This window comes from Streptomyces sp. NPDC001843, assembly GCF_042891955.1.
Lineage (GTDB): Bacteria > Actinomycetota > Actinomycetes > Streptomycetales > Streptomycetaceae > Streptomyces.
In genome coordinates this window covers 249,276-273,068 of sequence record NZ_JBIATQ010000010.1, presented here as the reverse complement: position 1 = coordinate 273,068, position 23,793 = coordinate 249,276, and the positions used below count along the sequence as shown (strand labels likewise).

Sequence of the window (23,793 nt, the reverse complement as noted above, 5' to 3'; positions counted from 1 at the left end):
AAGCCGCCGCGAAACTCCCGTCGACCGCCCGGGCGAGGGACCCCGGATGAGACGTCTCGTCAATTGCAAGAGCCGTCGGGGCAGAGGTTCACAGGAACTTGGCCTTCCCCGGCCCCTCCTCCACGAAGCTGCGCATGCCCCGCTCGCGGTCCTCGGTGGCGAACAGGCCCGCGAACCAGTTCCGCTCGACGGCGAGCCCGGTCTCGAGGTCGGTCTCCACGCCCGTGTCGATCGACTCCTTCGCCGCGCGCAGCGCGATCGCCGGACCCTGCGCCAGCCTCGCGGCCCAGGCGTGGGCCTCGGCGTACACCTCGGCGGCCGGTACCACCCGGTCCACCAGGCCGATCGACAGCGCCTCGTCGGCCTTCACCATGCGGCCGGTGAAGATGAGGTCCTTGGCCTTGGAGGGGCCGACCAGCCGGGGCAGCCGCTGGGTGCCACCCGCGCCGGGGATCAGGCCGAGCAGGATCTCGGGCTGGCCGAGCTTGGCGTTGTCGGCGGCGATGCGGTAGTCGGCGCACAGGGCCAGTTCGCAGCCGCCGCCCAGCGCGTATCCCGTGACGGCGGCGACGACCGGCTTGGGGATGCGGGCCACGGCGGTGAAGGAGTCCTGCAGGGCGCGGGCGCGCAGGACCATCGCGGTGTGGTCCATCGCCTGCATCTCCTTGATGTCCGCGCCGGCGGCGAACACCTTCTCGCCGCCGTAGATCACCACGGCGCGCACGTCGTCGCGGCGCGTGGCCTCCTCGGCGAGTTCCTTGAGCCGGTCCTGCGTGGCGACGTCGAGCGCGTTCATGGGCGGGCGGTCGAGGCGGAGCGTGCCGACGCCTTCGGCGACTTCGAGATTCACGGTCATGGGCAGCAGGTTAACGGGGACTAACGGGGACTGGTTCGGTGCGGTCCGTCACACCGGCCGGGGGTCCGGGGGTCGCCCCCGGGCAGACACGGCACGGGGACTGACGACGAGGGGCCCGGTGCTGTCGGTCACAGCACCGGGCCCGTACGTCAGCGAGGGCCGACGCCCACGTCAGCGCAGACTCACGCCTTCCACTTGTCCCACGACATGTTCCAGCCGTTGAGGCCGTTGTCCGGGTCGACGGTCCGGTCGTGGGAGTGCTTGACGACCACCACGTCACCGATCATCGAGTGGTTGAAGAACCAGGCCGCCGGGACGCCGCTGTCGTAGCCGCCCTTGACGTCGCGCAGGCCCACGCAGCCGTGGCTGGCGTTGTAGTTGCCGAAGGCGTCGCCGCCCCAGTAGTTGCCGTGGAGGAAGGTGCCGGAGTTGGTCAGGCGGATGGCGTGCGGGACGTCCTTGATGTCGTATTCGCCGCCGTAGCCGACGGTGTCGCCGTTCATCCGGGTCACGGTGAGCTTCTCGCTCATGACCATCTGCCCGTTCCAGGTGTCGTAGCCGGGCTTGCCGGTGGTGACCGGGATGGTCTTGACGACCTTGCCGTCCTGGGTGACCTTCATCGTGTGCTTCTTGGCGTCCACGACGGACACCTGGTTGCGGCCGATGGTGAACTTCACCGTCTTGGTCTGCTTGCCGTAGACGCCGTCACGGCCCTCGACGCCGTCGAGGTCGAGCTTGACGGTGACCTTGGTGCCGGACTTCCAGTACTTCTCGGGCCGGAAGTCCAGGCGGTCGTTGCCGAACCAGTGGCCCTCGACGTCGACGGCGGGCTCGGTCTTGATCTTGATGGCCTTCTCCACATCCCCGGGCTTGGTGATGCCCCGGGTGAAGCGTATGGAGAACGGCATGCCGACGCCGACCGTGGAGCCGTCCTCGGGGGTGAAGTAGCCGAGGAAGGTGTTCTTCGGGGTCAGCGTGGTGAAGCTGGAGTCCTCGGCCGCCTGACGGCCCGCGGAGTCCTTGGCGACCGCGTGCACGGTGTACTTCGTGGCGGCGGCCAGATGGGTCGAGGGCGTCCAGCTGGTGCCCCCGCCGCTGATGCTGCCGGCGACCGTGGTCCCCTTGTCGTCCTTGACCTCGACCTCGGTCAGTCTGCCCTTGCCGGCGGTGACCTTGAGGGCCCCGCTGGTGTCGACCTCGCCGGCACCGGTCTTCGGCGAGATGGTGACCACTGCCTCGGACTGCTTGCTCTGCGCGGCGGAGGAGTCCTTGCCCTTTCCGCCGCCGGACCCCGAGTCCGAGTCGCCGCCACCGCACGCGGTGGCGGCCATCAGCACTACGCCGGCTATGACCACCGGCCAGCCCCTCCGGCCCCGCCGACCCCCAACCGACGCCCCCGATATCGGCCGCACGTTCAAGTTGTTCTCCCCTCCCCGAGCCTGGTCAGGCCCGCGCCCCGGCGCGCACCCCACGCACGCATCGGCGCATATTAACCGCAAGGTTTTGGGGATCGTGTCAGCTGATGGTCACCGTTTCGTAGCAACATCAACTGGCCGGGGCGGCTGGGGCCACCAGCGCGTCAGCTCACCGCGCCGCCCGACTTCCACTCCTTCCACCCCATGTTCCACCCGCCGAGGCCGTTGTCGGGAGCGACGGTCTTGTCGTTGCTGTGCACCACCTCGATGACGTCCCCGACCAGGCTGCGGTCGAAGAACCAGCCCGCGGGCGTGTCCGAACCGCCGCCCTTGACGTCCCTCAGGCCCACACAACCGTGGCTGACGTTGACGTTCCCGGGGGCGTCGGGGGCCCAGTAGTTGCCGTGCAGGAAGGTGCCCGAGTCGGTGAGTCTCATGGCGTGCGGGACGTCGGGGATGTCGTACTCGCCGCCGAAACCGACCGTGCGGCTGTTCATGCGGGTGACCTCCAGCATCTCCATCACCACCATCTTCCCGTTGTACGTGGTGGTTTCGGGCGCGCCGGCCGTGATGGGCACGGTGGCGAGCAGTTCGCCGTCCCTGCGTACCTCCATGGTGTGCTCGGCCGCGTCCACCACAGAGACCTGGCTGCGGCCGACGGTGAAGGAGAACGTCCGGTGCTGCAGCCCGTACACGCCGCGGGCCGCCTCGACGTCGCGCAGCCGCAGGTCGACGGTGACCTGTGTGCCCGGCTTCCAGTAGTGCTGGGGGCGGAAGTCCAGGCGGTCCTTGCCGAACCAGTGCGGGCGGATCTCCACGTGGGGCCGCGCGGTGACGTGGACGGCACGCTCGACGGCGGCCCGGTTCACGATCTCCCGGTTGAACGCCAGGGAGACGATCATCCCGGTGCCGACCGTGGCGCGGTTCTCGGGGGTGACGTACGCGATGAACCGCTGTTCGGGGACGTGCGTCGTGAACGTGGCGTGCCGGGCCGAGCGGTGCCCGTGGCCGTCCAGCGCCACCGCGTCGACGGTGTACCGGGCGGCGAGCGCCAGTTCGCGGTCGTCGGGCTCCCAGGCCATGCCGTCGTCGGTGAGATGACCGTGCACCGGGGTGTCCTGGGCGTCCTGGGAGCGGACGACGGTGACGGATTCCAGGCGTCCGTCGGGCACCCGTACGCGCAGTTTTTCACCCGGACGGACGTCCTTGCTGCCGTCGTCCGGGGAGATGCGGATGGCGTCCCTGGGTGCCGGGGGTTTGCCGAGGACCCGGTCGATGCCGATGTCGTCGGTGATGTCCGGACCGCAGCCCGCGGCCCCGGCCAGCAGTGCCGCCCATGTCAGTGCCGCCGCCAGCGCGGCGCCCGCGCGCCGTGCGCGTCCTTGTGCATGCCTCACGAGGGTCTCAACGACCGTCCCCGCCCTGGGGAAACGTGAGTGCGACGCTAGCTCTGGGCAGAACAGTGGGGAGGACGACGCGACGCGGCGCACGACGGGACCCGTGTACCCGTTTCCACGTCGTTCCACGAGCCGCGGGAGGCTGACCACGTGACCAGCTCGGCCGAGCAGCAGGTAGTGGCGGAACAGCGCGCCGCGGTGGTGAGCGGCACGCGGCACGCCGCGCCGCCCGCCGTGCCGGTCTGGCCGGGCGCGCCCACTCCGCTGGGTGCCCGGTTCCGGGTCGGCCCGGACGGTGTGCGCGGCACGAACTTCGCGGTGTGGGCGGCGGGTGCGGAGGCGGTCGTGCTGTGTCTGTTCGACGAGCACGGCCGGGAGACCCGGGTGCCGCTGACCGAGCTGACGCACGAGATCTGGCACGGTTTCGTGCCCGGCGTGCTGCCCGGCCAGCGGTACGGCTACCGGGTGCACGGCCGCTGGGACCCGTGGACCGGCGCCCGCTGGAACCCGGCGAAGCTCCTCCTCGATCCGTACGCGCGTGCGGTGGACGGGGAGTTCGGACTGCCGCCGGAGGTGTACGGCCATGTCCGGGACTGGCCGGACCAGCATGTCGCGGACACCGTGCGCGACGACCGGGACTCCGCACCGCACGTCCCCAAGGGCGTCGTCGTCCACGACGACGACGACTGGGCCGACGACCGCCGCCCCAAGACCCCCTGGGCGGACTCGGTCATCTACGAGCTGCACGTACGGGGCTTCACCAAGCTCCACCCGGGCATCCCGGAGGAACTGCGCGGCACCTACGCCGGTCTGGCACACCCGGCCGCGATAGAGCACCTGGTGAAGCTGGGCGTCACGGCCGTCGAGCTGCTCCCCGTGCACCAGTTCGCGCACGAGGACCACCTGCTGCGCCGGGGACTGGTGAACTACTGGGGCTACAACTCCATCGGGTACTTCGCCCCGCACGCCGCCTACGCGGCCTCCGGTACGACGGGCCAGCAGGTCGGCGAGTTCAAGCGCATGGTGCGGGCGCTGCACGCGGCGGGCATCGAGGTCATCCTCGACGTGGTCTACAACCACACGGCAGAGGCGGGCGAGCTGGGTCCGACCCTGTCCCTGAAGGGCATCGACAACCGCGGCTACTACCGGCTGCAGGACGACGCCCGCCGGTACGCCGACTACACGGGCTGCGGCAACACCCTGCACGTCGTACAGCCGCAGGTGCTCCGCCTGATCACGGACTCCCTGCGCTACTGGGTGACGGAGATGGGCGTGGACGGCTTCCGCTTCGACCTGGCCGCCGCGCTGGCCCGCTCGATGCACGACGTCGACATGCTCTCCCCGTTCCTCGCGGTGATCGCCCAGGATCCTGTGCTGCGCCGGGTGAAGCTGATCGCCGAGCCGTGGGACGTCGGCTCCGGCGGCTACCAGGTCGGCGCGTTCCCCCCGTTGTGGACGGAATGGAACGACCGCTACCGGGGCGCCGTCCGCGACTTCTGGCGCGGCGCCCTGCCCGACGTACGCGACCTCGGCTACCGCCTGTCGGGCTCCAGCGACCTGTACGCCTGGGGCGGCCGGCGCCCCTACGCCTCCGTCAACTTCATCACCGCGCACGACGGTTTCACCCTGCGCGACCTCGTGTCCTACGAGCGCAAGCACAACGAGGCGAACGGCGAGCACAACCGGGACGGCTCGGACGACAACCGCTCCTGGAACTGCGGGGTGGAGGGCGAGACGGACGACGCCGGGATACGGGGCCTGCGCCGCCGCCAGTTGCGGAACCTGATGACGACCCTCCTGCTCTCCACCGGCGTCCCCATGCTGGTGGCCGGCGACGAGATGGGCCGCACCCAGCGCGGCAACAACAACGCCTACTGCCAGGACAACGAGATCGGCTGGCTGGACTGGAGCCTTCTGGACGACCCCGGCTGGCGCCCCCTGTTCGAGCTGACCTCCCGCCTGATCGCACTGCGCCACCGCCACCCGGTGCTGCGCCGCCGCGCCTTCTTCTCCGGCCGCGCGCACTCGGCGGACGGTCTCAGGGACCTGGCCTGGTTCACCCCCCGGGGCACGGAGATGACGGAGGCCGACTGGTACGCGCCCGCCGCCACCCTCGGCATGTACCTCTCGGGCCGCGACATACCCGGTCGGGACACGCGGGGCGCGCCGGTCGTCGACGACAGCTTCCTCGCGGTGCTGCACGCGGGCCACGCCCCGGTGCCGTTCGTGCTGCCCGGCCCGCCGTGGGCCGAGCGGTACGAGGTGGTCGTCGACACCTCACGGGAGGACCAGGGCGAGGCCCCGACGGTGGCGCACGCGGCGGGGGCGGAGATCACGGTGCCGGAGCGGTCGGTGCTGCTGCTGAGGGTGGGCTGAACGACCGTCGGCGGGCTCGTCAGCCGAGGATCCCCCGGTCGTAGGCCGTCGCCACCGCCGCCGCACGGTCGTTGACGCCCAGTTTGGCGTACAGATGGGTGAGGTGGGTCTTGACCGTCGCCTCGCTGATGAACAGCTCACGGGCGATCTCCCGGTTCGACGTGCCCCTGGCGACCAGGGCCAGTACTTCGCGTTCGCGTGCGGAGAGCGGCTCGTTGCCGGAGGACCGGGGAGCACGGACGGCGGAGACCAGGCGGGTGGCGACGGCCGGGGACAGCACCGTGCGGCCCTCGGCGGCGGCTCGGACGGCGGTGAACAGCTCGTCGCGCGGGGCGTCCTTCAGCAGGTAGCCCGTCGCGCCGGCCTCGATGGCGGGCAGGGTGTCGGAGTCGGTGTCGTACGTCGTCAGTACGAGGACCTTGGCACGGGCGCCGCGCCGGGTCAGTTCGCGGATGGCGTCCACTCCCCCGCCGCCGGGCATGCGCAGGTCCATCAGGACGACGTCGGGGTCGAGGGCGGCGGCCCGTTCGAGCGCCTCGACACCGCTTGCCGCCTCTCCCAGCACGGTGAAGCCGGGCGCGGACTCGAACATGCCGCGCAGGCCGTCGCGTACGACCGGGTGGTCGTCGACGATCAGCAGGGAGATGGTCTTCTGGTGCGGCGCGTCACTGGTCATGGCGGACCAACGGTACGCGAGCCGACACCGCCGTGCCGTGCCCCGGCTCGGACTCCAACGTCAGTGCGCCCGCGATGCGTTCGGCGCGGGCGCGCATGCCGTCCAGGCCGAAACCGCCGGATCGGGTACGGGCGGGGAGGGCGAGGGGGTCGAAGCCGCTGCCGTCGTCGCGGATGTCGAGGATGACCTCGTCGCCCAGGTAGGAGAGGGTGACCCCGACTCGAGTCGCCCCCGCGTGCCGGGCGGCGTTCGACAGTGCCTCCTGGACGATCCGCAGGAGGGTGGCCGCGACCTCCTCGTGCAGCTGTTCCGCGGTGCCGGTGACGGTGAACTCGGCTCGTGCGCCCGTCCGTTCACCCCAGTCGGCGACCGTCTTCTTCAGGGCTTCGGGCAGCCCGTCGTGCTCCAGCGCGACCGGCGCCAGGTTGTGCACGGAGCGGCGGGCCTCGCCGAGGCTGTGCCGGGCCAGGTTCACGGCGCGTTCCACGTGCGCGCGGGCCTGGTCCGGGTCGGGGGTGTTCGCGACGACCTGGAGCTGGGCGATGATGCCGGTCAGCCCTTGGGCGATGGTGTCGTGGATCTCGGCGGCCAGCCGCCGCCGCTCGTCGGCGACGCCCGCCTCCCGTGCCTGGACGAGGAGTTGGCTGTGGAGGGCGGCGTTCTCGTCGAGCGCCTGCTGCAACGCCGTGTTGGTGCGCTCCAGTTCGGCGATGGTCTCGGTGCGCTCGCGGGACCGCCGCGCCTCCTGCTCGGTGAGATGCGAGACCACCATCTGCAGGCCGGAGTTGGCTGCCAGGAGCGCCGGGAAGAGGATCCACTGGACCCCGCTCCGCAGCGGCAGCCCGCCGGCCTGCGCGCCGGCCACGGTGACCGCGCTCGCGAACAGTCCGAGCCGGTGCCGCCTGCTGGGGAGCGTCTCGTCGGCGTCCATGTAGCCGGCGGCGGCGTAGAACGCGAAGAACGGGTTGATCCAGGTGAGGGCGAAGGCGATGGCCCAGCGGACGATGTAGTACGCCGTCCCGGCCGGGGAGGGCGTCCGGCGGCAGTCGGGCCCGACGGGGCGGGTGCTGTGCCACCACAGTTGGAGCGCGACCGCGGCACCGACCAGGGCCCAGGCGGTGTACCACTTGGCCGGTCCGGCGTGCGGGTCGGCGGAGGCGACCGCGAGGACCACGCTGATGCCGAGCAGCCCGTACGGCCCCCAGGTGTGCAGTTGCTCCCAGCGCCGTTCTATCTGCGTGTCCACCCCGGTCATGTCCACAGTCTGCACGGCCCCGCTCCTACTCCCAGCGGAACCAGCGACTCGCCGCGCCCGTCAGCAGCAGGGTCCACACCGCCAGCACCCCGAGGTGGCTCCAGCCCGGCCAGTGCCCGGCCGCCGCCTGGTTGAGAGCCTGCGCCGCCGCGCCGAAGGGCGTGCAGCCGACGATGCCGCGGAGCAGGTGCGGCATCTCCTGGACCGGAATCCACACACCCGCGCAGAACATCATCGGGAAGAACACCGCCGAGCCGATCGCTCCGGCGATCTTCGTGGTGCGGGACACCGCGGAGACGACCGAGCCGAGGGCGAGGGCCACCGCGGTCGCAAGGAGCAGGGCCAGCAGATAGCCGGCCGGTTGTCCGGGCAGCTTCACGTCGAAGGCGAGCCGGCCGACGGCGAGCGCGAGCAGTGCCGACCCCAGCGCCACCGAGCCCTGCACGACGATCTGCGCGGTCAGCAGGGCGGAGGGCCGCACGGGCGTGAGCCTCATCCGGCGCAGGATGCCCCGCTCCCGGTGGCCGGTCAGGGCCTGGGGCAGCGCCTGCACGCCGGACATGATCAGCGAGATCAGGACGGCGACGGGCACGTAGGCGTCGACCGGTCGCAGCCCGCCCAGCGACTTGTCGGCCTCCCGGAACGACGGTATCGAGCCGAGGATCACCAGGAGCAGCGTCGGGAACAGGGCGATCCAGAAGACGGCCCCGGGCTCGCGGCGGAACAGACGGAACTCGGTGCGCAGGACGGCGGTGTTCATGCCGTGGCCTCCTCGGTGTTCTTGGCGGTCAGGTCGAGGAACGCGTCGTCGAGCGTGGCGTCCACGACACGGAGCTGATGGGCGGTGATGTGGTGCCGGGCGAGCAGGGTGACGACCGCGTTCACGGTCTCGTCGGTGCCGGAGAGGGTGATCCGGGCGTCCTTGCGTTCGATCGAGGCGAGCGCGGGGAGCGCGTTCAGGTCACGGTCGTCCAGCGGGGCGGACGGGGTGAAGCTGATGACGGTGGCGCCCGCCGAGCGGCGGATGAGCCCGGCCGGGGTGTCCAGCGCGGCCACCCTTCCCCCGTCGATCACGGCGATCCGGTCGCACAGGCGCTGGGCCTCCTCCATGAAGTGGGTGACGAGGAGGACGGTGACGCCGCCCGCGCGGACGTCCTCGATCAGCTCCCAGGTGTCGCGGCGGGCGCGCGGGTCCAGTCCGGTCGTCAGCTCGTCGAGGACGACGATCCGAGGGTTGCCGATCAGCGCCAACGCGATGAACAGACGCTGCTTCTGACCTCCGGACAGCTTGGCGAACCGCGTGGTGAGCTTCGGGGTCAGCCCGAGCCGCTCGGCGAGCGGTGCCCAGGCCGACGGGTTCGGGTAGAACGAGGCGTACAGCTCCAGCGCCTCGCGGACGGTGAGCTTGGGCTGGAGCTCGCTCTGCTGGAGCTGGGCGCCGAGCACGCGGGCCACGCGCGCGTGGTCTGCGACGGGGTCCAGGCCCGTGACACGGACCCGGCCGCCGTCCGGGACGCGCAGTCCCTCGACGCACTCGACGGTGGTGGTCTTGCCGGCGCCGTTCGGGCCGAGGATCCCGAAGATCTCGCCCTCCTCGACGGCGAAGGACACACCGTCGACGACGGGTCGGCCGCCGTAGGACTTGCGCAGGTCGCTGACTTCGATGACGGATGGCATGCGTAGAGCGTCCCGGGACAGGGCCTCGCACCACATCGGCCGTCCCGCTCGACCCGGCATCATCCGATCGGTCGATGCGACGGTACGACCCACCCGACATGCAGGTAGTAGGACGAATGGACGACCTCCCTCCGGCCGAAACTCGGTGGGCGTTGTCAGTGCCGGTCCGTAGGCTCACGGTGATGCCCAGTACACGTTCAACCACCGCCCCAGGCCGTTCCGCCGTCCGCACCCTCCTGCGCCTGTGGCCGTACGTGCGGCCCGCGCGGATGCGGTGGTCCGCCGCCGCGTTCGTCGCGGTTCTGGCCTCCTGTACGGGGCTGGTGATCCCGCTCGTACTGAAGTGGATGGTCGACGGGCCGGTGGCCGACCGGGACCCGCAGGGGGTGTGGCTGGGCGCGCTGTACCTGCTGCTGCTCGGCCTCGCGGAGGCGTTGCTGTTCGGGCTGCGGCGGTGGCTGGTGGCCCGGCCGCTGTCGCACATCGAGGCGGAGATGCGGGCCGGGCTCTACCGGCATCTGCAACGGCTTCCGGTGGCCTTCCACGACCGCTGGGCCTCCGGCCAGTTGCTCTCGCGGGCCACCACCGACCTGATGCTGCTGCGCCAGTTCCTGGCCTTCCCGCTGACCTTCCTGCTGGTCAACACGGTGACGATTCTGGTCGGCGTGGTCATCATGCTGATGCAGGACTGGGTGCTGGGGCTGGTGATCCTGGCGCCCGCCGTGCCCGTGATGGTGACCTGCTTCGTCTTCGAACGGCGGTACGCCCAGGTGGCACGGCTCGCCCAGGACCAGGTCGGCGACCTGACGACGGTCGTCGAGGAGAGCGTCCTCGGGATCCGCATCATCAAGGGCTTCGGACGGCACCGCAGCCAGGCGCGCGCTTTCCGGGAGCTGGCGGGGACGTTGCGGGGGACGGAGCTGCGCAAGGCCCGGCTGCTGGCGGCCGTCTGGGGCGTCATCGTCACGCTGCCGGAGCTGGCGATCGGGGTGGCGCTGGTGTGGGGGGCCGTGCGCGTGGCGGACGGCGAGCTGTCCGCCGGGACGCTGGTGGCGTTCCTGTCCACGGCACTCGCCCTGCGCTGGCCGATCGACTCCATCGGCTTCCTGCTGGCGATGAGCCAGGAGGCGGCGACCGCCACGCAGCGGTACTTCGAGGTGATGGACGAGGAGCCGGAATCCGAGTCCGGGCCCGAGGGCGCCGTCGTGACGGGGCGGGCCGACGGGCACGCCGGCGTGGCGGCGCGGGCCGACGGGGACGAGGGCATCCGGTTCCACGGCGTCCGCTTCCGCTATCCCGACGCCCCGCCCGGTTCCCCCGCCGTCCTGGACCGTATCGACCTGCACATCCGTCCCGGCGAGTCCATGGCCCTGGTCGGAGCCACCGGCAGCGGGAAGACCACGCTCACCGCGCTGATCCCCCGGCTGCACGAGGTCACGGCCGGACGGATCACGCTGGACGGCGTGGACATCACCGCGATGTCCCGCGCGCGGCTGCGCTCCGAGGTCGCCGTCGCCTTCGAGGAGCCCACCCTCTTCTCGGCGAGCGTCGGCGACAACGTTCTCATGGGAGCGGGTGACGCGGCCGGCGCCCCGGAGCTGGAGCGGGCGCTCGCCGTCGCCCAGGCGGACTTCGCGCACGCATTGCCGCAGGGCACCGACACCCAGGTCGGTGAACAGGGCCTGAGTCTGTCCGGCGGGCAGCGGCAGCGGCTCGCGCTGGCCCGGGCCGTGGTCGGCAGCCCCCGGTTCCTGGTCCTGGACGACCCGCTGTCCGCGCTGGACGTGCACACCGAGGCCGCCGTGGAGGCCGCGCTGCGCCGGGTCCTGGCGGACACCACCGCGCTGATCGTGGCCCACCGCCCCTCCACCGTGCTGCTCGCCGACCGCGTCGCCCTGCTCTCGGGCGGCCGCATCACCGCCGTCGGCACCCATCAGGAACTCCTGCGGTCCAACGCCGAGTACGCCCATCTGATGTCCGGCGCCGAGGCCGATGCCATGCCTGGTGCCCAGGCCGGCGCCATGCCTGGTGCCATGACTGGCGCCATGTCCGGTGCGAAGTCCGGGGAAGCCTCCGGGGAACAGGAGGACGACCGATGACCGCCGCCCCCACCACGCCGGTCGCCACCACCGGCGAGGAGGAGGAACTCCCCCGCCCGCCCGCCGCCGACGACCCCTTCGACCGCGACGTCCTGCCCACCCCGCCGGGAGCCACGGCCGCCCTGCTGCGGTCGCTGCTCGCGCCGATGCGGATGCGGGTGGCCGGCACCACGCTGTTGCTGCTGCTGCAGCAGGCGGCCGTGCAGACGGGCCCGCTGCTGGTGGCGTACGCCATCGACCGGGCCGTACCGGCGCTGCGCGACCACGGCGACCACGGGCCGCTGATCGCGGTGGGCGTCGGCTATCTGCTGAGCGCACTGGTCTCCGGGGCGCTGCAGTACGCGTTCATCGACGCCTCCGCCCGCGTCAACCAGGACGTGCTGCTCGACCTGCGCGGCCGTATCTTCCGGCACGCGCAGGCGCTGAGCGTCGACTTCCACGAGCGGTACACCTCGGGGCGGCTCATCTCCCGGTCCACGACGGACGTCGAGTCGCTGCGGGAACTGCTCAGCGAGGGGCTGCAGGAACTCGTCACGGTCATCCTGTCCTTCGTGTACATCGCGGCGATGCTGCTCTGGCTGGATCTCGGCCTCGGCGCGGTCGCGGTGGCCTCCTTCGTGCCGCTGTACCTGCTGGTCCGGATGTACCGGCGGCGCGCGGGGCGGGTGTTCCGGGTGCGGTCCACGGCGATCGCGGCGGTGATCGTTAAGTTCGTGGAGACGATGAACGGCATCCGGCCGGTGCGCGCCTTCCGCCGCGAGGCCGTCAACGACGCCGACTTCCGGGTGCTGAACCGGCGGCACGAGCGGACCAACGGCGACGCGCTGCTGGAGATGGCCCGCTATGTGGTCGGCTCCCGGCTGGTGGCCAACACGGCCGTCGCGCTGATCGTGCTGTGGGGTGCCTACCGGGTGGCGTCCGGCTCGCTGGCGCTGGGCGTGCTGGCGGCGGCGGTGCTGTACCTGCGCCGGCTGTACGACCCCATCGACCGGCTGGGCATGTTCCTGAACTCCTACCAGTCGGCGGCGGCCTCCCTGGAGAAGATCGCGGGTCTGCTGGCGCAGACCCCGTCGGTGCCGGAGCCGTCGCAGCCGAAGGAGCTTCCGGTCCTCCAGGGCGAACATCCCGGCCGTGAGGTCGTCTTCGACGGTGTCCGGTTCGCCTACCGCACCGGCGGTGAGGTGCTGCCCCGCTTCGACCTCACGATCCCCGCCGGGCAGACCGTCGCGGTCGTCGGTTCCACCGGCGCCGGCAAGTCGACGCTGGCCAAGCTGCTGGCCCGGTTCTACGACCCCACCGACGGGCGGGTGCTGCTGGACGGCGTGGACCTGCGCGAACTGGCCGTGCCCGAACTGCGGCGCGGGGTGGTCATGGTGACGCAGGAGGCGTTCCTGTTCTCCGGGACCGTGGCCGAGAACATCGCCATCGGGCGCCCGGACGCCGCACGGGAGGAGATCGAGCGGGCGGCGAAGGCGATCGGCGCACACGAGTTCATCAGCGCGCTGCCCGACGGGTACGACACGGACGTCCGCAAGCGCGGCGGGCGCATCTCCGCCGGTCAGCGCCAACTGGTCGCGTTTGCCCGCGCGTTGCTCGCCGACCCGGCGGTGCTGATCCTGGACGAGGCGACCAGTTCGCTGGACGTCCCGGGCGAACGGGCGGTGCAGCGCGCCATGTCGACGGTGCTGCGCGGCCGTACGGCGGTGGTGATCGCACACCGGTTGTCCACGGTGGAGATCGCCGACCGGGTGCTGGTCATGGAGCACGGCCGGATCGTCGAGGACGGCGAACCGGCCGAACTGATCGCCGGCACGGGCCGGTTCGCGGATCTGCACCGGGCGTGGCGGGACAGTCTGGCATAGCGGAGCCGGTTACGGAGCCGAGGGAACGGGGACCGATGATCGACGCGTACGAGGATCCCGGGACGCCCGACTGTCGCGGCGGCTGGTGGTACCTGTGGTGGCTGGTGCGCTGCCAGCCCGGCCGGTCGCTCGCCGGGGCGCTGCTGGGCAGCGTGTGGATGGTGCTGCTGGCCGCGGCGCCGTATCTGATGTCCCGGGCGGTCGACGACGGGCTGGTCCCGGGACACCTGGGCACGCTGGCCTGGTGGACGCTGGTGCTGTTCTTGGTCGGCGCGTTCAACTCCTGGCTGAGCATCATGCGGCACCGGACGATGACGCGGGTGCGGATGGACGCCAACTTCCGCACGGTCAAGGTGGTCGTGGGCCACGCGGTCCGGCTGGGGGCCGCGCTGCCGCGCCGGGCGGGTGCCGGGGAGGTCGTCACGATCGGCGTGGGCGACGTGCAGACGATCTCGCAGGCCCTGACCGTGGTCGGGCCCGGGGCGGGCTCGATCGTGGTCTACCTGGTGGTGGCCGGACTGCTGCTGTCGATCTCCGCGCCGCTGGCCGCGGTGGTGCTGCTCGGGGTGCCGGTGATCGCGCTGCTCACCGGACCGCTGACGCTGCGGCTGCAGGGCGCGGAGAGCGTGTACCGGGAGCGGCAGGGCGTGCTCGCGGCGCGTATCGGCGATCTCGCGGGCGGGCTGCGCGTACTCAACGGCCTCGGCGGCAAGGGCCTGTTCGCGGACGCCTTCCGGAAGGACTCGCAGCGGCTGCGCGCGCAGGGCTACCGGGTGGGCGCCGCGGCCAGCTGGGTGCAGGCGCTCGGGGTGGGCCTGCCCACGCTGTTCCTGGCCGTGGTGACCTGGCTCGCGGCCCGGCTGGCGGCCCAAGGGCAGCTCTCCATTGGCGAGTTGGTGGCCGTGTACGGCTATGTGGCGGTGCTGATCGGGCCGGTGGCGTTCTTCGTGCAGATGGCCTACGACATGAACCGGGCCGTGGTGGCCGCCCGCCGGGTCGTACGGCTGCTGCGGCTGGAGCCGGAGCCCGACGAGGGCACGCTGTCCGCTCCGGACGGGCCGGCCGAGCTGCACGATCCGGCGTCCGGGGTGCGGGTGGTGCCGGGCCGGCTCTGCGCGCTGGTCGCCGTCCGGCCCGCCGATGCCGCCGCCGTCGTCGACCGTCTGGGCCGGTACGGCCCCACCGACGCCACCTGGGGCGGTACCCGTATCGACGCGGTCCCGCTGGCTGACGTACGGACCCGGATCCTGGTCGCCGACAACGAGGCCGACCTGTTCGCCGGACCGCTCAGGGAGGTCGTCGCCGCCGAGCACACGGCCGACGAGGCGGCGCTGCGCCGGGCGGTGTACGCGGCCGCCGCCGAGGACGTCGTACGCGGGCTGCCGGACGGGCTGGACTCGGCCGTCGCCGGGCAGGGCCGCAGCCTCTCCGGCGGGCAGCGGCAACGCATCCGGCTGGTGCGGGCGCTGCTGGCCGACCCGGAGGTACTGCTCGCCGTCGAGCCGACCTCGGCGCTGGACGCGCACACCGAGGCCACCGTCGCCGAACGGCTGCGGGAGGCGAGGGAGGGGCGTACGACGGTCGTGACGAGCACCTCGCCGCTGGTGCTGGACCGCGTGGACACCGTGCACTACCTGGTCGACGGCAAAGTCGCGGCGACCGGCACGCACCGGCGGCTGCTGGCGGAGGAGCCCGGCTACCGGGAGTTGGTGTCCCGTGACGCGGACATCGAGGAGGCCGTGCGGTGACGGCGGGCGAGGGACTGCTGCCGGTCGCGGACCGGGCCGGGGTGCGGCGGGCGACCGCGCGGCTGGTGCGGGCCGACGGACGGGCGTTCGCCGCCACGGTGGCGCTCAACGCGCTGGCGGCCGTCGCGGGGCTGGCCGGGCCATGGCTCGTCGGGCGGATCGTCGACGAGGTGCGGGCGGGGCACGGAACGGGCGCGGTGGACCGGCTGGCGCTGTGGATCCTGCTCTGCGCGCTGGCCCAGCTGCTGCTGGCCCGCTGGGCGCGGTACGTGGGGCACCGCTTCGGGGAGCGGACGCTGGCCCGGGTGCGCGAGGAGTACGTCGACCGGGTGCTGGCGCTGCCCGCGTCGACGGTGGAACGGGCCGGCACCGGTGACCTGACCGCGCGCGGCACGGCCGATGTGGCGACCGTCGGCACCACCCTGCGGGACGTCGGCCCGGAACTGCTGGTGTGCACCGCGCAGGCGCTGTTCGTGCTCGGCGCGGTGTTCGCGCTCGATCCGCTGCTGGGCCTGTTCGGGGTGCTCGGCCTGACCCCGATCTGGCTTGCCCTGCGCTGGTACCTGCGCCGGGCGCGGGACGGTTATCTCGCCGAGGGGGCGGCCACGTCCGAGGTCGCCGAGATCGTGGCGTCGACCGCTTCCGGGGCCAGGACGGTCGAGGCGTTCCGGCTGTGGAAACGACGGATCGCGGCGAGCCGGGACGCCCTGGAGGAGTCCCGCCGCACCCGCTTCTACACGCTCCGGCTGCGGACCGTGTTCTTCCCGGCGGTCGAGGTGACGTACACCGTGCCGGTGGCGGGAGTACTGCTGCTCGGTGGCTGGCTGCACGAGCGCGGCGCGGTGGGGGTGGGCGCGGTGGTCGCCGCCGCGCTGTACCTGCGGCAGTTCACCGATCCGCTGGACCAGATCCTCATGCGGGTCGAGCAACTGCAGAGCAGCAGCGCCTCGTTCGCGCGGGTGGAGGGGCTGGCCCAGGCTCCCCGGGCGGAGGCCGGCGGCAGCAGTCCGGAACCGGCGGACGACCGGATCGACGTACGTGGGGTGCGGTACGCCTACGAGCGCGGCGGCGAAGTGCTGCGCGGGGTCGACCTGACCGTGCGGCCCGGGGAGCGGCTGGCGGTGGTCGGTCCGTCCGGCGCGGGCAAGACGACGTTGAGCAGGCTGCTCGCGGGCGTCGACGCGCCGGGTTCGGGCACGGTGACGGTGGGCGGGGTGCCGGTCGCCGGGCTGGAGCCGGAGCGGCTGCGCCGCCAGGTGGTGCTGGTCACCCAGGAGCACCATGTCTTCCTCGGGACGGTCCGGGAGAACCTGCTGATCGCCGAACCGTCAGCCGGGGACGAGGCGTTGTGGTCCGCGCTCACCGCGGTCGGCGCCGACGGCTGGGTGCGGGAGCTGCCGGACGGCCTCGACACCCGGCTGGGCGCGGGCGGCCCGGTCACGGACGGTTCGCAGGCCCAGCAGCTCGCGCTCGCCCGGGTGGTGCTGGCCGACCCGCACACACTGATCCTGGACGAGGCCACCGCCCTGCTGGATCCGGCCACCGCCCGGCACACCGAGCGCGCCCTGGCCGCCGTACTCGAGGGCCGTACGGTCATCGCCATCGCCCACCGTCTGCACACCGCGCACGACGCCGACCGGGTGGCGGTGATGGAGGACGGCCGCCTCACCGAACTCGGCACGCACGAGGAGCTGGTGGCGGCGGAGGGGGCGTACGCGGCGCTGTGGCGGACGTGGCACGGGGGCCGACGGTGAAACAGAGGGGTCGGTGGTAAAGAGTCCGTATATCGAACGTGAATATCCGGTCAACGAACCGAATCCGGCCAAATTCCTGACGCGCTCCTGACAGACGGACGGGCTGCTGCGACTCTTCCCACAGTCGCTTCACAGCAACCCCACAGTTTCACCGCTGTGATCTCCCCTGGCCGCACACCCCGCGGCCACGCAGAAGGAGTCCGTGTTGAGAAGCAATCCCTCGCGCAGACGCACCTCCCACACCCCCTCGCGCGCCCCCTCCCACGCCGCCGCGCGCCGCACCGCCGCCGTCGCCCTCGCCGGTGTGACGGCACTGATCGCCGCGGCCGTCCAGTCGGGCGCGGCCAGCGCCGCCCCGGCCGCTTCGGGCAAGGCCGGCTCCGCCCACTCCGCGGTCCGGCTCACCCCCTCGCAGCGCGCCGAACTGCTCCGCGACGCCAGTGCCGCCAAGGCCGACACGGCCCGGTCGATAGGCCTCGGCACCAAGGAGGCACTGGTCGCCAAGGACGTCGTCAAGGACGCCGACGGCACGCTCCACACCCGCTACGAGCGCACCTACGCCGGCCTGCCCGTCCTCGGCGGCGACCTGGTCGTCGAGACCACGAAGTCCGGCGCGACGAAGAGCGTCGTCAAGGCCACCGACGCCACCCTCAAGGTCCCCGGCCTCACCCCGGCCGTCACCAGGGCGGCCGCCGAACGGCAGGCCGTCAAGCGGGCCCAGGCCCTCGGCGGTACCAAGTCCGCGGCCGACAGCGTCCGCAAGGTGATCTGGGCGGCGAGCGGCAAGCCCGTCCTCGCCTACGAGACGGTCGTCGGCGGTCTCCAGGACGACGGCACCCCGAACCAGCTGCACGTCGTCACCGACGCGGCCACCGGCAAGAAGCTCTACGAGTACCAGGGCATCGAGACCGGCGTCGGCAACACCCAGTACAGCGGCCAGGTCACCCTGACCACGACCCAGTCGGGGTCGAACTACACCCTGACCGACGGCGCGCGCGGCGGCCACAAGACGTACAACCTCAACCACGGCAGCTCCGGCACCGGCACGCTGTTCTCCCAGACCAGCGACACCTGGGGCAACGGCACCACGTCGAACGCCGCCACGGCGGGCGCGGACGCGCACTACGGCGCGGCACTCACCTGGGACTTCTACAAGGACACGTTCGGCCGCAGCGGCATCAAGAACAACGGCGTCGGGGCGTACTCCCGCGTCCACTACGGCAACTCGTACGTCAACGCGTTCTGGGACGACGCCTGCTTCTGCATGACCTACGGCGACGGTTCCGGGAACACCCACCCGCTGACGGCCATCGACGTGGCCGGGCACGAGATGAGCCACGGCGTCACCTCCAACACCGCGGGTCTGAAGTACACCGGGGAGTCCGGCGGCCTCAACGAGGCGACCTCCGACATCTTCGGCGCCGGCGTGGAGTTCTACGCCAACAACGCCTCCGACCCCGGCGACTACCTCGTCGGCGAGAAGATCGACATCAACGGCGACGGCACCCCGCTGCGCTACATGGACAAGCCCAGCAAGGACGGCACGTCCAAGGACAACTGGTACTCGGGCCTCGGCGGCCTCGACGTGCACTACTCCTCGGGTCCCGCGAACCACTTCTTCTACCTGCTGAGCGAGGGCAGCGGCGCCAAGGTCGTCAACGGCGTCAGCTACAACTCGCCCACCGCGGACGGCCTTCCGGTCACCGGTATCGGCCGGGACAAGGCGCTGCAGATCTGGTACCGGGCGCTGAGCACCAAGTTCACCTCCACGACCAACTACTCGGGCGCCCGCACCGGCACCCTCGCGGCGGCCGGTGAGCTGTACGGCACCACCAGCACCGAGTACAAGGCGGTGCAGGACGCCTGGGCGGCCATCGCGGTCGGCTCGCGCTCGGGTGGCGGCGGGGGCGGGAGCGGCACCTCGTACGAGAACACCACACCGGTGCCGATTCCGGACAACGGGCCCGCGGTCACTTCGAACGTCACCGTCTCGGGCAGGAGCGGAAACGCGCCAAGCAACCTTCAGGTGACGGTCGATATCAGCCACACCTGGCGGGGCGATCTGGTGATCGATCTGGTCGGCCCGTCGGGCACCTCGTACCGCCTGAAGAACTTCAGCTCCTCCGACTCGGCGGACGACGTGAACGACACCTACACGGTGAACGCGTCTTCCGAACCAGCCAATGGCACTTGGCAGTTGAAGGTCCAAGACCAGGCACGGCAGGACGTCGGAACGATCAACAGCTGGAAGCTGACGTTCCCGTAGACGCAGCTCGAGGCACCACGTCCAGGGCGCCGTCCGGGAGGTTCGACTCCCCCGGGCGGCGCCCGTTCACATGGCCGCAACACAGCCGGACCGCTGCGTTTCAGCCAACATCACAACAAGGTCATGACATGTACGCGCTGTGATGTCACTCTTCCTTCACCCGCCGCACAACACAGCAACTTCACAACGCCACACTCCGGCCAGTAACCCCACGCTGGCCCGGACTCCCCCACGAGAAGGAGCTTGAGTGAGCCCCCTCTACGCGCGTCGCAGCACCCTGGCCATCGCCACCGCTGTCGCAGCCGGCGCCCTGCTCACCACTGGCCTGACCACCAGTGCCTCCGCCCAGCCCGTCGGAGCCGCCGCCAAACCGCTGGCCGCCGCCCCGACCGCGCTGTCCGCCGCCGCCCGCACCACCCTGATCCAGAAGGCGCAGGCCGGCGCCACCGAGACCGCCCAGAACATAGGCCTCGGCGCCAAGGAGAAGCTTGTCGTCAAGGACGTCGTGAAGGACGCCGACGGCACCGTCCACACCCGCTACGAGCGCACCTACGCGGGACTGCCCGTCCTCGGCGGCGACCTGATCGTCCACACGACCAAGGCAGGCAAGACCGAAGGCGTCACCAGAGCCACGAAGTCCACCATCAAGGTGGCCTCGCTGAAGCCGCAGATCACCGCCACCAAGGCCGAGAAGCAGGCCCTGACCGCGGCCAAGACCCTGGGCTCCGCCAAGACTTCGGCCGACGGCGCCCGCAAGGTGATCTGGGCCGGCTCCGGCAAGCCCGTCCTCGCCTACGAGACGGTCGTCGGCGGCCTCCAGGACGACGGCACCCCGAACCAGCTGCACGTCATCACCGACGCGGCCACCGGCAAGAAGCTCTACGAGTACCAGGGCATCGAGAACGCGACGGGCACCGGCAAGACGCTGTACTCGGGCACCGTCAGCCTGAACTCCGTGCAGTCGGGCTCGACGTACCAGCTCACCGACAGCGCGCGGGGCAACCACAAGACGTACAACCTGGCCCGCAAGACGTCCGGCACGGGCACCCTGGTGGCCAGCTCGACCAACGTCTTCGGCACCGGCACCGCCTCCACCTCGTCCTCGGACCAGACCGCGGCCGCCGACGCGGCCTACGGCGCGGCCGAGACCTGGGACTTCTACAAGAGCACCTTCGGCCGCAGCGGCATCAAGAACAACGGTGTCGGCGCCTACTCCCGCGTGCACTACGGCAACGCGTACGTGAACGCGTTCTGGGACGACAGCTGCTTCTGCATGACCTACGGCGACGGCGACGGCAACGCCGACCCGCTGACCTCGCTGGACGTGGCCGGCCACGAGATGAGCCACGGCGTCACCGCCAACACCGCGGGCCTGAACTACTCGGGCGAGTCCGGCGGCCTGAACGAGGCGACCTCCGACATCTTCGGCACGGGCGTCGAGTTCTTCGCGAACAACGCCTCCGACCCCGGTGACTACCTCATCGGCGAGAAGATCGACATCAACGGCGACGGCACCCCGCTGCGCTACATGGACAAGCCCAGCAAGGACGGCGGCTCGTCGGACTACTGGTCCTCCTCCGTCGGCAACAAGGACGTGCACTACTCGTCCGGCGTCGCGAACCACTTCTTCTACCTCCTCTCGGAGGGCAGCGGTTCGAAGACGATCAACGGGGTGTCGTACAACTCCCCGACGTACAACGGCTCCACGGTCACCGGCATCGGCCGCGCCAAGGCGCTGCAGATCTGGTACAAGGCGCTGACGACGTACATGACGTCGACGACGAACTACAAGGCCGCCCGCACGGCGACCCTGAACGCGGCGTCCGCCCTGTACGGCTCCACCAGCACCGAGTACAAGGCGGTGGCGGCGGCCTGGTCCGCGGTCAACGTCAGCTGACCCCGGCATGTGACTGACGGTGGCCCCCGGGAGGAAGTCGCTCCCGGGGGCCGCCCTACTCTTGGGCCCCATGTCCTTCACCTACGAGGCGGTCGGCGCGACCCGCGACAACCTGGCCGCCTGCCCGCCCGGCTTCCACCCCCTGCACGTGCGCACGCGCATAGGCGAGGGGGAGCAGGTGTTCCGCCGAGCCGCCGAGGCGGTCCTCACCTGGGAGATGCACCGCGCGATCGGCGTGGGCATCGACGCGGGCGCGGACCGCGCCGCCCCCGAGGTGGACGTCACGGTCACCCTGGCCGGTCTCATCAAGGCCCCCTGCCGCATCGTCTGGACCGTCGAGGAACACCGCCGCGCCGGCTGGGCCTACGGCACCCTCCCCGGCCACCCCGAGTCCGGCGAGGAGGCCTTCGTCGTCGACCGCACGGGCGACGGTACGGTCTGGCTGACGGTCGCCGCCTTCTCCCGCGCCCAGGCCTGGTACGCCCGAGCGGGCGGAGCGGCGACGCGGGGGTTGCAGCACGCGTACGCGCGGCGCTGCGGGGCGGCACTGCGGAGGCTGTGCGCGGAGGCGTCGGAGAACTGACGGCGGTCCGAGGGTTTGCGCGTTTGGAGGACATGTACCAGCGACGGTCGAGAAAACCGCAGGTCACGCTTCTCGGCCGTGAGACATTCCCTCCAATCGCCGCGCACGGCACGCAGCGGTCAGGAGGTAGCCCGCAGAGGCGATCAAAAACTGACCGACGTGGCCGATGAACACCGCCCACCACCCACCTCGAACCACAGCAACTTCCCCGCGCCACGCCGCCCGAGCACATCGTCACCAAACGGCCAGCCGCCCCACGTCGTGGCGAACTCCTGCACCAGACGCAGCCCACGCCCGCCATCGGCGTTCGCCGGGACGTCCGGGACCCGGTCCTCGGGCGGCCGGCCGAAAGGGGCGGGAATGTGTGGATGGCTGTCCCACACCCCGACCCGCAACCGCCCGCCCCCCAGCGCGGTGAGCCGCAACGAGGCAGGCCCCGCGGTGTGCAGGTAGGCGTCGGTGACCAGCTCCGAGGTCAGCAGCTCGGCCACGTCCACCACGTCATGCATGCCATGCCCACCCAACGCCGACCGCACGGTCATACGTGCGACCCGTGCGGCGCGGGGGTCATGCGGCAGGCGAAGCGCGTACGACCAGGTGTCGGGCAGGGTTACGGTGACCATGAACGCCTCCGAGGAGAAAGCCCTGCAGGCACGAGGAGTTGAGCGGTACGTCACTACCGTAGAGCCGATGGTTAGATAAATCTAACCAAACCGCCTATAGGCATCGAACCTTCACCCGTGTGAGGGAGAGGAGTGCCGTGCTGCGGCCTGGGAAGGAGTCGCCGTGCCGCCCACCAACAGCCCTACGCTCCGGCAGCGAAGGCTGGGCACTGAGCTGCGCAAACTCCGGGAACGAGCGGGCCTCACCACCGTCCGGGCCGCCGACCTGCTCGGCGTCAACCAAGCGCGCATCAGCATGATCGAGACTGGCCGTACGCCCGTCAGCGCCGACCGACTCCGCGCCATGGCCCACGCTTACGACTGCTCGGCCGACCGGCTTATCGACGCCCTCGCAGCGATGACCGGTCGAAGAGTGCGCGGGTGGTGGGAGGAGTACCGCGACCACGTTCCCGCAGCATTGGTGGACTTGGCCGAACTGGAGTACCACGCCAGTGCACTTCGCGTAGCCCTCGTGATCCACATCCCGGCGCTGCTCCAGACCACGGACCGCGCCCGCGCCCTGTTCCAGGAAGTGGTGCCGCCGATGCGGCAGTACGAGATCGAGCACCGGCTGACGCACCGCGTGAAGCGGCAAGGTGTACTGCACCGGGACGACCCGCTTCCCTATACGGCGATCATCCACGAAACGGCGCTACGCATGGCCTTCGGCGGCTCAGTCGTCGCCCGCGGCCAGCTCAAGCACTTGATCGACATGAGCGAGCTACCCAATGTCACGCTGCGTGTGATCCCCTTCGGCGTGGACCGCTTCCCGACCACCGGCCAGTCCTTCGACTACGTCGAGGGCCCGGTCCCGCAACTCGACACCGTCCAGCTGGACTCGGCCCACGGCGCCTGCGAGTTCCTCGACGCGGAGGCACAGCTGAGCAAGTACCGAGCCGTGCTCGACCGCATGCTGTCGTGTGCGCTCAGCCCCGCACAGTCACGCGACTTTATCCACCACCGCATCCAGGACCTGTGAAGGGACCACCATGCAGACTCTTGCCTGGCAAAAGTCCACGTACAGCGGCGACGGCTCCAACTGCGTCTATGTCGCCGCCACCCCGGCCGGAACCATCCACCTCCACGAAAGTGACGCCCCGAACGTCGTCCTCTCCACGACACAGGACCGTCTGGGAACCCTCATACGCCACCTGAAGGGCACCGCTGAGCCGTCATCCACCCCTGATCAGCCAGATGGACATCAACCCGAGTGCCGATCCTAAAGGACGTTCAGGCACGTTCCCGGTTCGGCGTGCAAGCCTCCATCGTC

18 protein-coding genes are annotated in these 23,793 nt (G+C 71.2%); 10 read left to right on the top strand and 8 right to left on the bottom strand.

The annotated features are described in order from the left end of the window. Positions 1–88 precede the first annotated feature (88 nt). The 3 genes from ACFYZQ_RS25630 to ACFYZQ_RS25620 form a co-directional block, all read right to left on the bottom strand. Positions 89–856 carry an enoyl-CoA hydratase/isomerase family protein gene (locus tag ACFYZQ_RS25630; RefSeq protein ID WP_389151975.1) on the bottom strand — a complete coding sequence of 256 codons (768 nt, stop codon included), beginning with the start codon at positions 854–856 and terminating at the stop codon, positions 89–91. Between the two features lie 182 nt (positions 857–1,038). After that, positions 1,039–2,274: an Ig-like domain-containing protein gene (locus ACFYZQ_RS25625; protein ID WP_389151973.1), complete on the bottom strand. Its 1,236-nt coding sequence runs from the start codon at positions 2,272–2,274 to the stop codon at positions 1,039–1,041. 161 nt (positions 2,275–2,435) lie between these two features. Beyond that, a complete protein-coding gene (locus tag ACFYZQ_RS25620; RefSeq protein WP_389151970.1) occupies positions 2,436–3,668 on the bottom strand; it encodes an Ig-like domain-containing protein in 1,233 nt (410 codons plus the stop codon). A gap of 150 nt (positions 3,669–3,818) precedes the next feature. Between ACFYZQ_RS25620 and glgX the strand changes: the two genes are divergently transcribed. After that, entirely contained in the window at positions 3,819–6,044 is a 2,226-nt protein-coding gene (gene glgX / locus ACFYZQ_RS25615) for a glycogen debranching protein GlgX (RefSeq protein ID WP_389151967.1), read from the top strand. 19 nt (positions 6,045–6,063) lie between these two features. Here glgX and ACFYZQ_RS25610 read toward each other — a convergent pair whose 3' ends face one another. The 4 genes from ACFYZQ_RS25610 to ACFYZQ_RS25595 are packed head-to-tail and all read right to left on the bottom strand — an operon-like array spanning position 6,064 to position 9,652. Beyond that, entirely contained in the window at positions 6,064–6,720 is a 657-nt protein-coding gene (locus ACFYZQ_RS25610) for a response regulator (protein ID WP_389151964.1), read from the bottom strand. Further along, on the bottom strand, positions 6,710–7,975 hold the full coding sequence (locus tag ACFYZQ_RS25605) for a sensor histidine kinase (RefSeq protein ID WP_389152254.1): 1,266 nt from the start codon (positions 7,973–7,975) through the stop codon (positions 6,710–6,712). The genes ACFYZQ_RS25610 and ACFYZQ_RS25605 overlap by 11 nt, the downstream gene beginning before the upstream one ends. A 25-nt stretch (positions 7,976–8,000) precedes the next feature. Further along, positions 8,001–8,735, bottom strand: coding sequence for an ABC transporter permease (locus ACFYZQ_RS25600; RefSeq protein ID WP_389151961.1), 735 nt, complete (start codon positions 8,733–8,735; stop codon positions 8,001–8,003). Continuing rightward, on the bottom strand, positions 8,732–9,652 hold the full coding sequence (locus ACFYZQ_RS25595; protein ID WP_389151958.1) for an ABC transporter ATP-binding protein: 921 nt from the start codon (positions 9,650–9,652) through the stop codon (positions 8,732–8,734). The genes ACFYZQ_RS25600 and ACFYZQ_RS25595 overlap by 4 nt, the downstream gene beginning before the upstream one ends. A 182-nt stretch (positions 9,653–9,834) precedes the next feature. Here ACFYZQ_RS25595 and ACFYZQ_RS25590 point away from each other — a divergent pair, with 182 nt between their 5' ends. The 7 genes from ACFYZQ_RS25590 to ACFYZQ_RS25560 all read left to right on the top strand — a co-directional run bounded on the left by ACFYZQ_RS25590 (position 9,835) and on the right by ACFYZQ_RS25560 (position 21,861). Further along, positions 9,835–11,751 carry an ABC transporter ATP-binding protein gene (locus ACFYZQ_RS25590; protein ID WP_389151955.1) on the top strand — a complete coding sequence of 639 codons (1,917 nt, stop codon included), beginning with the start codon at positions 9,835–9,837 and terminating at the stop codon, positions 11,749–11,751. Continuing rightward, positions 11,748–13,613, top strand: a complete 1,866-nt coding sequence (locus ACFYZQ_RS25585; RefSeq protein ID WP_389151952.1) for an ABC transporter ATP-binding protein — start codon at positions 11,748–11,750, stop codon at positions 13,611–13,613. The genes ACFYZQ_RS25590 and ACFYZQ_RS25585 overlap by 4 nt, the downstream gene beginning before the upstream one ends. A 35-nt stretch (positions 13,614–13,648) precedes the next feature. Continuing rightward, positions 13,649–15,361 (top strand): ABC transporter transmembrane domain-containing protein, encoded by a 1,713-nt coding sequence (locus ACFYZQ_RS25580; RefSeq protein WP_389151949.1) that lies wholly within the window; start codon positions 13,649–13,651, stop codon positions 15,359–15,361. Next, the gene (locus tag ACFYZQ_RS25575; RefSeq protein WP_389151947.1) at positions 15,358–17,115 is read left to right on the top strand and encodes an ABC transporter ATP-binding protein; all 1,758 of its coding nucleotides are present in this window, start codon (positions 15,358–15,360) and stop codon (positions 17,113–17,115) included. Before ACFYZQ_RS25580 ends, ACFYZQ_RS25575 begins: the two co-directional genes overlap by 4 nt. A 205-nt stretch (positions 17,116–17,320) precedes the next feature. Further along, positions 17,321–19,381 (top strand): M4 family metallopeptidase, encoded by a 2,061-nt coding sequence (locus ACFYZQ_RS25570; RefSeq protein ID WP_389151944.1) that lies wholly within the window; start codon positions 17,321–17,323, stop codon positions 19,379–19,381. A gap of 247 nt (positions 19,382–19,628) precedes the next feature. After that, positions 19,629–21,278: a M4 family metallopeptidase gene (locus ACFYZQ_RS25565; protein ID WP_389151941.1), complete on the top strand. Its 1,650-nt coding sequence runs from the start codon at positions 19,629–19,631 to the stop codon at positions 21,276–21,278. A gap of 70 nt (positions 21,279–21,348) precedes the next feature. After that, entirely contained in the window at positions 21,349–21,861 is a 513-nt protein-coding gene (locus tag ACFYZQ_RS25560; protein WP_389151938.1) for a DUF1990 family protein, read from the top strand. 143 nt (positions 21,862–22,004) lie between these two features. Here ACFYZQ_RS25560 and ACFYZQ_RS25555 read toward each other — a convergent pair whose 3' ends face one another. Beyond that, entirely contained in the window at positions 22,005–22,484 is a 480-nt protein-coding gene (locus ACFYZQ_RS25555) for an ATP-binding protein (protein WP_389151936.1), read from the bottom strand. Between the two features lie 163 nt (positions 22,485–22,647). Between ACFYZQ_RS25555 and ACFYZQ_RS25550 the strand changes: the two genes are divergently transcribed. Together ACFYZQ_RS25550 and ACFYZQ_RS25545 are read left to right on the top strand one after the other, a co-directional pair. Then, complete coding sequence (locus ACFYZQ_RS25550; protein ID WP_389151933.1) at positions 22,648–23,502, top strand: helix-turn-helix domain-containing protein; 855 nt, start codon at positions 22,648–22,650, stop codon at positions 23,500–23,502. Between the two features lie 10 nt (positions 23,503–23,512). Continuing rightward, the gene (locus tag ACFYZQ_RS25545) at positions 23,513–23,746 is read left to right on the top strand and encodes a DUF397 domain-containing protein (RefSeq protein WP_389151930.1); all 234 of its coding nucleotides are present in this window, start codon (positions 23,513–23,515) and stop codon (positions 23,744–23,746) included. The last annotated feature ends 47 nt before the right edge of the window (positions 23,747–23,793 follow it).

Bases quoted from the DNA above. Each gene is read 5' to 3' on its own strand.
- ACFYZQ_RS25585 (WP_389151952.1), top strand. From the start codon at position 11,748: ATGACCGCCGCCCCCACCACGCCGGTCGCCACCACCGGCGAGGAGGAG.
- ACFYZQ_RS25605 (WP_389152254.1), bottom strand. From the start codon at position 7,975: ATGACCGGGGTGGACACGCAGATAGAACGGCGCTGGGAGCAACTGCAC.
- ACFYZQ_RS25630 (WP_389151975.1), bottom strand. From the start codon at position 856: ATGACCGTGAATCTCGAAGTCGCCGAAGGCGTCGGCACGCTCCGCCTC.
- ACFYZQ_RS25600 (WP_389151961.1), bottom strand. From the start codon at position 8,735: ATGAACACCGCCGTCCTGCGCACCGAGTTCCGTCTGTTCCGCCGCGAG.
- ACFYZQ_RS25595 (WP_389151958.1), bottom strand. From the start codon at position 9,652: ATGCCATCCGTCATCGAAGTCAGCGACCTGCGCAAGTCCTACGGCGGC.
- ACFYZQ_RS25555 (WP_389151936.1), bottom strand. From the start codon at position 22,484: ATGGTCACCGTAACCCTGCCCGACACCTGGTCGTACGCGCTTCGCCTG.
- ACFYZQ_RS25610 (WP_389151964.1), bottom strand. From the start codon at position 6,720: ATGACCAGTGACGCGCCGCACCAGAAGACCATCTCCCTGCTGATCGTC.
- ACFYZQ_RS25560 (WP_389151938.1), top strand. From the start codon at position 21,349: ATGTCCTTCACCTACGAGGCGGTCGGCGCGACCCGCGACAACCTGGCC.
- ACFYZQ_RS25545 (WP_389151930.1), top strand. From the start codon at position 23,513: ATGCAGACTCTTGCCTGGCAAAAGTCCACGTACAGCGGCGACGGCTCC.
- ACFYZQ_RS25590 (WP_389151955.1), top strand. From the start codon at position 9,835: ATGCCCAGTACACGTTCAACCACCGCCCCAGGCCGTTCCGCCGTCCGC.
- ACFYZQ_RS25580 (WP_389151949.1), top strand. From the start codon at position 13,649: ATGATCGACGCGTACGAGGATCCCGGGACGCCCGACTGTCGCGGCGGC.